Source organism: Klebsiella sp. HMSC09D12, from assembly GCF_001808475.1.
In the GTDB taxonomy this organism is placed as follows: domain Bacteria; phylum Pseudomonadota; class Gammaproteobacteria; order Enterobacterales; family Enterobacteriaceae; genus Klebsiella; species Klebsiella oxytoca.
This window is the reverse complement of sequence record NZ_KV793380.1, coordinates 19,246-29,418: the sequence shown is the minus strand read 5'-3', so window position 1 is coordinate 29,418 and position 10,173 is coordinate 19,246. Positions and strand designations below refer to the sequence as shown.

Sequence of the window (10,173 nt, the reverse complement as noted above, 5' to 3'; positions counted from 1 at the left end):
TTTAATGCGACTGTACGCGATTCTATGCGATTGGGCAAGCCTTTTTATGCGATTCTGCGCGACACTATGCGATTGTGTGCGATTCATCGCGGTTTTCGGCCCTTGGGCCGGGTTTTGGCTGGATCATCAGGGCACAGTCGCCTACAATCGCAGAGAGGTAGCGGGCAGGATGTGTGTTGTACCGGTACGGGCAAGCCCGCACCAGTCCAACACCGCCCCTTACTCACCTGCGGTTCGACGGCATCCTGCTCTGCGAGGCTGACGGTCGCTGCCGCGACAAAGGAGCCACGGGCACCAAAAAGGAGGCGCAAGCCGGGCAAGACAACGACACCAATCCGCGCCATCGGGCGCGATGGAAAAGGGGCACTGATGAGTGACGAAGAACAGAAACCGAAAGGGAAGGGCCGAGGAACCCGACCCCGAGGCCAACGAATAGAGGTATGGGTGAACAACGACGAAAAGGCCGAGCTGGCCGACCGGGCTGCTCAGTCCGGTTTGTCGTTGTCCGCCTACATGAAAGCGGCCGGACTGAACGCGCCTATTCGGGCAAGGGCTGACCTGTCAGCCGTGGCCGATCTTGTGCGCGTGAACGGCGACCTTGGCCGGGTGGCCGGGTTGCTGAAATTGTGGCTCGCGGAGAAGCGCGGGCAGGGTGCCCGGCCGGTGGACGTGGAAGCCATGATGAAGGACTTTCGCGCCCTACAGGATGAAGTCCGCTCGATCATGATCCGGGTGGCCAGATGATTGCCCATCGCATCGAGCGCAAGCCGCACCAGTCATCGAACCCGGCCAAGCTGGTCAGGTACATGGTGGCGGCCAAGGGCGGCATCGACCCGACGAGCTGGCAGCGAACAGCCGACTACATTCTGGACACCGCGAACGACACCGCGAAAGGCGAGAAGGTCGAAAGCTACCGCGTTACCAACTGCGGCACGGACGACCCCGCCGACGCTGCAATCCTGATCTTGGCCACTCAGGCGGCCAACACCAGGTCGAAGGGAGAAAAGACCTATCACATGGTCTTTTCGTTTCAGGCGGGCGAGCGGCCCCCGCTGGAAGTCCTGCACGCCATTGAAGACGAACTTTGCGAATCCATCGGCCTTGGCGATCACCAACGGGTGTCCGCCGTGCATGTCGATACTGACCACCTGCATGTGCATGTGGCCATCAACAAGGTTCATCCGACCGGCCTACAGAACATCGAACCTTATTACGACAAGCGCAGGCTGATGGAGGCCTGCGAACGCCTCGAAGTCCAATACGGGCTTCGCCATGACGACCACGGCTTAGGAGATAGAAACCATGAGCACACCAGAGAACGAAGCGACCGAATCCAGCTTGATCGAGGTCAGCGACCAGAGCAGCGCGATAGTAGATTTCGACGATATTTACGAGAGTCCTACGATCTCTCGTTTGCCGATGAACCAGAGGCCAAAACCCTCAACGGTCTGCGAACGCTGTCCGGCTGCCGTATGGTTCGCGCTTCCGAAAGAACTTCGGTGCTATTGCCGGGTGATTCACGCGGTGATCTACAGCAACGAGGAAAAGAACGCGCTGACGGCCTGCGACGGCCGGGACATGGCGATAGAACAGCTATTGGCCAAGCAGGAAGCGGCGGACGCGGCCGGGTAAGCGGCAAAGCCGCCGACGCAGAGGCCCACAGCGGCATCGAGACGCTGACCGGGTACGCGGCCCGCGAGCTGGCCCCGGCGATGCGTCAGGCGACGAGCTGGCAAGAGCTGCACGACGCAGCGGCCGAGCACGGCCTAGAGGTTCGCCAGCGCGGCGCTGGCCTTGTCATCGGCGAGCCAGATTTAGGCATTTGGGCGAAGGCCAGCAACGTCGGCCGCGACCTTTCCATGAAAGCCCTAACCGACCGTCTTGGCCCGTTCCAGCCTTCCGAACGGCAGGCCGAGGCGAAGGCGACCCGCAAGCGGTACGAGCCACGACCCCGGCGACCGGATACCCCGACGACTGCGGGCCTGTTCAACCAGTACCAGCGCGAGCGACAGGCGGCCATTCTGGCCCGCCGTCAGGGCCTCGACCAGATCAAGCGCGAGAGTGCGGCTTTCACTGCGCAGGTGAGGCAGTGGAGCCAGACAGAGCGAATGCTTTTGAAGGTCGCGGGCAAGGGGCCGACCAAACGCCTGATGTACGGCACTATCAAACAGCAGGCCGACGCCTCACGCCAGAAGAACCGGCAGAGCGCAGACGCTCGCCGTCAGGCGCTGTTCAAACAGACGACGATGCCCACTTGGGCCGACTGGCTTACGCAGCAGGCCGAGCGAGGCAACGCCGAGGCGCTGGCCGTGCTGCGCGACCGCGAGGAACGGACACGCCGCTGGAACGGAGAGCTACTGACCGCCGACCGGGCCGACAAGGCCAAGGCTGTCGTTCTCGACAAGCTCAAGCCCAAGGCCCGGAAAGACGGGACGATGGCGTACAGCACCATCGACGGCGGCATGGTTATCGACCGGAAGACGCACGTTCAGGCGCAGAAAGCCACGACCGGCGCGGCACTGGTTGCGCTCGAACTGGCATCCAAGCGGTTCGAGGGCCAAGCCCTCATCGTGGAAGGCACAGACGAGTTCCGGCTTGAAGTAGCCCAGCTCGCCGGTATGCACGGCCTCAAGGTCACGTTCACCGATCCGGCGATGGAGCAGATGCGCCGCGAGACGGCCGAGCACAAGGAAATGGAGAAGGCCTTTCAGGCCGAAATCAAGGCATCGAGCCGCGACGACTTCGCCGAACTGGTGGACTTCGGCAAAGCGCCGTTCGAGCACGTCAAGGGCAACCGCAAGAGCTACTTCGTCACGCTGCGCGACGGGAACGGCGAAGACCGAACCCTATGGGGCGTCGATCTTGAAAGGGCGGTGGCAAATAGCGGTGCGGCCGTGGGCGACCGCGTGCGTGTCAATCACATGGGCAGCGAGAGCGTGACGCTACCGGACGGCCGGACGGTGGAACGCAACGAATGGCGCATGGAGGTAGCACCAAAAGGAAGCCAGACAGCCAAGCCGAAACCGAACCGGCCAACCCCTGCGCCGAACGACATGGATGCGGCGTTTCTGGCCGAAACTGGCCTGTCCGGCAAGCAGACGGGAAGCCGGACAAGCGGCAAGCCCGCGCAGCCCGTGGAGTCTGGCCCGGCGGTGCAAAAATGGATTGAAGAACGCAACAAAAATAGAGACAAAATATCGTCTATAGACTATCATCGGCTTTGGCAATCCACCGACGCAGGCAGGGCCACATATCAAGGTCGCAGGCGCATGGAAGACGGTAGCGAAGTGCTGTTGTTGAAGCGCGGCGATGAAATGTTGGTCAAGCCATCCACCCCCCGCGTAGTCGCCAAGGCGGCGACATGGAAACTAGGTCGCGTCGTCCAATTGGACGGACGTGGACGATTCACTGACAGGAGTAACGAGGTCGAACTATGAGCGATAAAAATTCGTCGGCGGGTAAGCTGCGGCTTATCGGCGGCGTTTATTTAGTGCTGTTTATCATCGGTTTGAACAGCATATGTACGCAATTTATTGCGTACCGGGTTGGCTACCACCCGGCACTTGGGCCGTCACTGTTCGGGCAGCTTTATATGCCCTTCGACTGGTGGCGATGGCTGTTCAAGTTCTACGACTCAGCGCCCAATTCCTACAACTATGCCTTTGTGATTTTCGCGCTCGGCGTGCTGGTCGGCCTGCTGACCTATGTTCTCTGGATCGGCTTCAAGACGCGCAGCTCGCGTAAGCATGAAGACGTTCACGGAACGGCACACTTCGCCACGCTGGACGAAGTACGCGAAACCGGCCTGCTACCCCGTGAGGGCAAACAAGGGCAGGGCGTCTACTGCGGGGCCTATGACGACCCCGAAACAGGCACCACGTACTACCTGCGGCACGACGGCCCGGAACATGTTTGCGCCCTTGCCCCGACCCGTTCGGGTAAAGGTGTGGGCCTTGTCATTCCCACCCTGTTGAGCTGGCCCCATTCGGTGTTCGTGCTCGACCGTAAGGGCGAAAACTACGCCATGACTTCGGGCTGGCGTCAGAAGCACGCCAACAACGTGATCTTGCGCTTTGACCCAGCGAAGCCGGGCACCGGCTGCGCATGGAACCCGTTGGGCGAAATCCAGTTCCGCACCCGCTTTCAGGTCAGTGACGCGCAAAACATCGCGCTGATGGTCATCGACTCCGATGGCAAGGGCATCGAGTCCGACCACTTCCGTAGTGCCGCGTTCGAGCTGCTGGTAGGGCTGATCCTGCATGCGCTCTACAAGGGCGAACAGGTAGGCCGCACGCCCTGCTTGCAGGACATTGGCCACATGCTGACCGGCGTGGGAGACTTCGCCGCGCCGGACACGGCCAACGACCTTGTAGACGACCCGGACGGCGACCCGAAAGCACTGGCCGGGCTGTTCGATGAAATGCGCGAGGTGTCCATCAATGACGGCGACCCGGCGAACCGGGAAGCGCAGCTTGTCATTACCGGCGTCGGCACCCGCATGGCCAACACCCCGGCCCGCGAGCTGGGCAGCATCATTTCGACGGCGAACAACGCCCTTGCGCTGTACCGCGACCCTATCGTTGGCGAGAACACTTCGCGCAACGACTTCAAGATTGCCGACCTGATGGATCACGACCGGCCGGTGTCGCTCTATCTCATTTCGACGCCGAAGACGTCCAAGCGTCTTGTGCCGCTTACCCGTCTATTGTTGACCATGATCGTGCTCACGATGGCCGACGAAATGGAGTTTGACGACGGCCGGGCCAAGACGGCGCACAAGCACCGCTTGCTGCTGATGCTGGACGAGTTCCCGACGCTCGGCAAAATCGAAGTGTTCGAGGAAGCCTTGGCCTACATCGCCGGTTACGGCATGAAAGCCTACCTCATCACGCAGGACGTGCAGCAGCTCTACAAGGCTTATTCAAACTACGAAAGCATCATTTCCAACTGCCACGTCCGCATCGCCTACGCGCCCAACAAGGTCGAGACAGCCGAATGGATGTCGAAGATGACGGGCACCACCACCGTAGTCAAAGAGCAGGTGACGACTTCGGGCAAGCGGTTCGGTGCCGTCCTCGACAACGTGTCGCGCAGCTATCAGGAAGTGCAGCGACCGCTGATGACGCCCGACGAAATCATGCGCCTGCCCGGCCCGACCAAGGACGCCAGCGGGGAGAAGATCACCGCGCCGGGCGAAATGCTTGTGTTCGTCGCTGGCCAGCCGGTAATCCGCGGCCGCCAAATCCTCTACTTCTTTGACCCGGTTTTCTCCAAGCGGTCGAAACTCAAGCCCGTGCCGACTGACGTTGTGCGCGTGGCCCAGCAATCCAAGCCCACCCCGGCCGCCGCCGGGCCGTCCAACAACAGCAACGGGGGCTTTGTCGTCCAATGAAAGGTCGCCGCTTCGGAATCGCCGCCTTGTGCGCGGCCGCAGTGATCGGCGTTGCGATCACGACCGGCTATCACGCAGGCCTGCGCCTCAACTTCACGGACTCGGCCCCGCATGGGCTTTGGCTTGTGCAGACCGCCGAAGCGGCCAGCATCAAGCGTGGCGAGCTGGTCGAGGTGTGCCCGCCTGCCTCGCCGATTGTTCGCCTCATGGGCGAACGGGGCTACCTCGCGCCCGGTGACTGCGAGGATTCCGGCGTAACCCCGCTACTCAAGCCGGTGTCGGCGGTAGCGGGTGACGCCATCCAGTTCGAGCCGGGCCATCCCGTGACCGTCAACGGCGTGGCCCTGCCGAACACCGCCGCTATGCCCGCGCTGCCGGGCTGGCCTGCCGGGCGCTACATCGTGCAGCCCGGCGAGGTCTGGCTGTTTTCCAGCTACAGCGCGGGCAGCTTCGACAGCCGCTACTTTGGCCCCGTTGTGCTGGCCAGCGTGCGCGGCATTGCCCGCCCGGTCGCCGTGATCGGCGACCCGGCGGCCATCACTACGGGAGTAACCAAACAATGATCGGCCTCGACATGATGATGGCGTGCGCGCCGAACGTGGCCCCGGCCACGATAGAGAAGGTCATTCAGGTGGAGAGCGGCGGCAACCCCTTGGCGCTCAATGTGAACGTCAAGTGGGTGATCGAGCGTGACGAGAAGGGCAACCCGATCATGGTCACGGCCGCAGACGGCCAGACCAAGCCGAAGCGCCGCAAGGTCGTCTTCAAAAGCCCTATCGCCATCAAGACCGCGCAGGACGCCGTGACCGTTGCCTACATGGCCATCGACGCGGGGCACTCCGTCGATATGGGCTACATGCAGGTCAACAGTACCAACCTTAAATCGCTCGGCTACACCGTCGAAGATATGTTCGACACTTGCAAGAACCTCGCAGCCGGTGCGCGAGTTCTGACCGCGTTCTACAGCAACGCGCTGCCGAAATATCCGAACGAACAGGCCGCACTCCGGGCGGCCCTGTCCGCCTACAACACGGGCGATTTCAACAAGGGTTTTTTGAACGGCTACTTGGCCCGCTACGGCGTCGGCCAACAGGTCGCCGTGAGCGTTCCCGCGCTCAATCCGTACACGGCCCCGACTGCCGTGTTTGTACGTCAACCGAGAAAGGAAGAAGCCATGAGCACCAAAGAAGAAGCGAGCAGCACCCAGCAGGTCGCGGAAGCGAAAACCGCCTTGGCCCCGCGTGTCGATCCCGTCGTGAGCAAGTCGCCCGAAGACAGCGGCACGCCCGGCGTGCAGGTCGAGCACACGGCGGCCGAAGCGGAAGCCAACGGCGCATTCAAAGAAACGGCCATGTCCGAAGCCGAGGCGTGGGCCTCGAACGCGGACTTGTCCGCTGACCCGGAAGGAACAGCCATCGTCGTGAACGGCAAGGCCGTGCGGAAGGGGGGTAACTAACGATGAAAAAGGAATACGCCGAGGAAGTCGCGGCGCGGATCATAGAGCAGTTGGAGCAGGGCACCGCGCCGTGGCAAAAGCCGTGGCAGCCCGGCGAGCTGCGTTTGCCGTACAACCCGACCACCGGCAAGGAATACCGTGGCATGAACAGCCTTTGGCTGCACATGCAGGGCCACAGTGATCCGCGCTGGATGACCTACAACCAAGCCGCCGCCGAAGGCGCACAGGTGCGCAAGGGTTCCAAGGGAACCCATATCGTCTACTGGAAGTTCAGCGAGGAACGAAAGGCCACCGACGAGCAGGGCCGCCCGGTCATTGACCCGGACACCGGCAAGCAAAAGACCGTGACCGTGCAGCTCGAACGGCCGCGCTCATTCATGGCCGTGGTGTTCAACGGCTCGCAGATCGACGGCTTGCCGCCGCTGGAAGCACGACCAACCGGGCCAGAGCCGGAGCGTCACGCCCGCGCCGAGGCCATCTTGGCCAATTCGGGAGCGGACATTCGCCACGAACCCGGCGACCGGGCTTTTTACCGGCCCAGCACGGACAACATCACGCTGCCCGAACGTAACCAGTTCCCGACCGCCGACAACTACTATGCGACCGCGTTGCATGAGCTGGGTCACTGGACAGGGCACCCGTCGCGGCTTGACCGCGACCTTGCGCACCCGTTCGGTTCGGAGGGCTACGCCCGCGAAGAATTACGAGCGGAAATTGCCTCGCTGATGTTGGGCGAGCGCCTCGAAATCGGCCACGATCCGGGCCAGCACGCAGCCTATGTAGGTTCGTGGATTAAAGCCTTGAAGGAAGATCCAAAAGAGATCTTCCGGGCCGCGTCCGACGCCGAACGCATAAGCGGCTATGTGATGGACTTCGAGCAGGAGCAGATGCAGACGCAAACCGTCGAGCGTCAGCCCGTGCCGGAAATCGCGCCCGAGGTTGCGGCCGAGCTGCAACGCGATCACGAAAATGCCGTGGAAGGTTATTCGCCGCTGGAAAGCTGGCAGATGATGAAAGCCGAGGCCGAGCGTAACGGCTATTCCGCCCGTATCGGCTTCGCGTCTGGCGAGCTGGGCGACTTCTACGAAATCACCTACCACGACCAGCAGGGCGAGCCGTCCGGCATCCGCACGGAAATGTATGGCGATAGCAAGCTGATGACCGAGTACAACGGCACGCGCTTGTCACAGTTCATATCGAACGACGACGAAAGCCAGCCTGCGACACTCCGCACCGCTATCCAGCAGCACGAAGCGGCCAAGCTGGCCCGGCAGGCCGAGCAGCAGAGTGCGCCGTACACGCCCGGCCAAGAGTCGCCCGCTTACACCGTGCAGAGCCGCCGCGTCGTGCCGGAGAATGCCGCCAATCATGCAGGCCAGAACGCCGTCTATGTGCAGCTCGATGACGGCCGCAAGGCTTGGGGATTTGGCGCGACCGACGAAGCCGCCGAGCAATCCGCCGTAGAACGTGCGCAGCGCGTCGGCCTCGATGCCGACCGGGCACCGACCCGCGCCGTTCTGCATGAGCAACCGGAGAAGCCTATGCAATCGCGCACCTATCTGGCCGTGCCCTATGCCGAGAAGAACGAGGCGAAGGCGCTGGGAGCCAAGTGGGATAAGGAAGCAAAATCATGGTACGCGCCCGAGGGCGTGGACGTAGCCACATCGGGCCTTGCCCGGTGGAACGTGGACAAGGCCAACGTCGTCACTGCATCGGAACCCAAGCCCGCCATCGAGCAGTTCAAGGACGCATTGAAGGATGCGGGCTTGCAGCTCAAGGGCGAGATCATCACGGACGGGAAGATGCAGCGCGTGCCCGTCGAGGGCGACCGAGGCGGCGCCACCAGTGGCGCATACGCCTACCACGAAGCCGGGCGCACGCCGGGCGGCTTCATCCAGAACTACAAGACCGGCGAAGTCGTGCATTGGAAGCCCGAAGGCAAGACGCCGGAACTCAGTGCCGCCGACCGTGCGCGGCAGGCCGCCGAGGCGACCGAGCAGCGCAAGGCACGCGATGCGGCCCGCCAGTCCGAGCACGGAGCGACCGCCGCCGCCGCGCAAGCGTTGTGGAACGAGGCCCCGGCCGCGACCGCTGACAATGCCTATTGCAAAGCCAAAGGCATCGCCAACCCGGTAGGCCTGCGCGTCGTGCCGGACAGTGTTTCGCCGGAGACTGCCGCGCACGGGATCAAGATCGCCAAGACAGCCAAGGAAGCCAAGGCGCTGCGCGAGGCTGACCCGGCCAACCGGGTTTTCAAAGCGGGCGACCTGCTGATACCTGGCACAGACGGCGAGGGGAAATTGTGGACGCTGCAAAGCGTCAATCCCTACTTCAAATCGTTCATGAAGGGCGGCCGGAAAGCAGGCCTCTACACCGTTGCCGGTGCTTCCGATCCGCGCAAGGCGCTGTCCCAAGACGGCGATTCTCCTTTGGTGCTCGCCGAAGGCTACGCCACAGCCGACACGGTTTCGCGTCTGCTGAACGGCAAGCCGGTCATCGTGGCATTTGACAGCGGCAATCTTGACGCAGTAGCCACCGAGCTGCGCGAGCGTCACCCGTCGCGGCCGCTGCTGATCGCTGCGGACAATGACCACAACGCGCCGAAGGAGCTGGACGCCAGCGGCAAGCCAAAGGTCAATGTCGGACTGGTGAAGGCCACCGAAACCGCCGAGAAGCACGGCGGCGGCGTCATGGCCCCACAGTTCAACGACGGCGAGAAAGGTTCCGACTGGAACGACCTCGCCGGGAGCCGTGGCGACGAAGCTGCCCGCCGGATGCTGGCCGAGCAAATGGCGGTGGCCAGACGCGATGCCGCCATAACTGCCGAACGGCTGACCACCCTTGCGCGTACCCGCGACATGGAAGCCCGCAACGACCCGACGACGAGCGCCGACGATGCGGCCGTAGCAGCAGAGCGCGGGCACGCGGCCGAAGTGCTGGCCGGTGCGCAATCCGCACTCAGTGAGGTGCGCAGCATGGCCGCCGATGGCGTGACCGGCAACACCAAAGGGGCAACCCGTTCGGCCGCTGCCGTCAAAGCCGGGATAGACCGGAAGACCGAGGCGATGCACGACCGCGCCAAAGAGGAACGCGAGGAAGTGCTGAACCACGGCCAGACCGGCCCGCTCGATGGCGTCACCGCTGGCGTGTCGTGGAAAAAGCTACCCGAGCAGGCCAAGCAGGCGCTCATCGAGGACGTGAAAAACGGCAAGGACGTGACCTTGCCGAAGGACGCCCCGGCCAAGCTCAAACAGATGGCAGGCCTTGAACCGACCCCCGCGCCGCGCTCGCGCAGCCGTGGGATTGATGCAGGCCTTTGACGAGA

At 62.9% G+C, this 10,173-nt stretch carries 6 protein-coding genes; all 6 read left to right on the top strand.

Features of this window, described 5'->3' with window-relative positions; genetic code table 11:
- Positions 1-369: 369 nt before the first annotated feature.
- From HMPREF3178_RS01070 to HMPREF3178_RS01045, 6 genes are read left to right on the top strand one after another with little or no spacing between them, the layout of a single operon-like run.
- The gene (locus HMPREF3178_RS01070; protein ID WP_032734719.1) at positions 370-744 is read left to right on the top strand and encodes a plasmid mobilization protein; all 375 of its coding nucleotides are present in this window, start codon (positions 370-372) and stop codon (positions 742-744) included.
- Entirely contained in the window at positions 741-3,437 is a 2,697-nt protein-coding gene (traI, locus tag HMPREF3178_RS01065) for a TraI/MobA(P) family conjugative relaxase (RefSeq protein WP_070584968.1), read from the top strand. The genes HMPREF3178_RS01070 and traI overlap by 4 nt, the downstream gene beginning before the upstream one ends.
- Complete coding sequence (locus tag HMPREF3178_RS01060) at positions 3,434-5,392, top strand: type IV secretory system conjugative DNA transfer family protein (protein WP_004167199.1); 1,959 nt, start codon at positions 3,434-3,436, stop codon at positions 5,390-5,392. Before traI ends, HMPREF3178_RS01060 begins: the two co-directional genes overlap by 4 nt.
- Complete coding sequence (locus HMPREF3178_RS01055; protein WP_004167198.1) at positions 5,389-5,955, top strand: S26 family signal peptidase; 567 nt, start codon at positions 5,389-5,391, stop codon at positions 5,953-5,955. Before HMPREF3178_RS01060 ends, HMPREF3178_RS01055 begins: the two co-directional genes overlap by 4 nt.
- A complete protein-coding gene (locus tag HMPREF3178_RS01050) occupies positions 5,952-6,848 on the top strand; it encodes a lytic transglycosylase domain-containing protein (RefSeq protein ID WP_004167197.1) in 897 nt (298 codons plus the stop codon). Before HMPREF3178_RS01055 ends, HMPREF3178_RS01050 begins: the two co-directional genes overlap by 4 nt.
- A 2-nt stretch (positions 6,849-6,850) precedes the next feature.
- Positions 6,851-10,168, top strand: a complete 3,318-nt coding sequence (locus HMPREF3178_RS01045) for a zincin-like metallopeptidase domain-containing protein (RefSeq protein ID WP_070584966.1) — start codon at positions 6,851-6,853, stop codon at positions 10,166-10,168.
- Positions 10,169-10,173 lie beyond the last annotated feature (5 nt).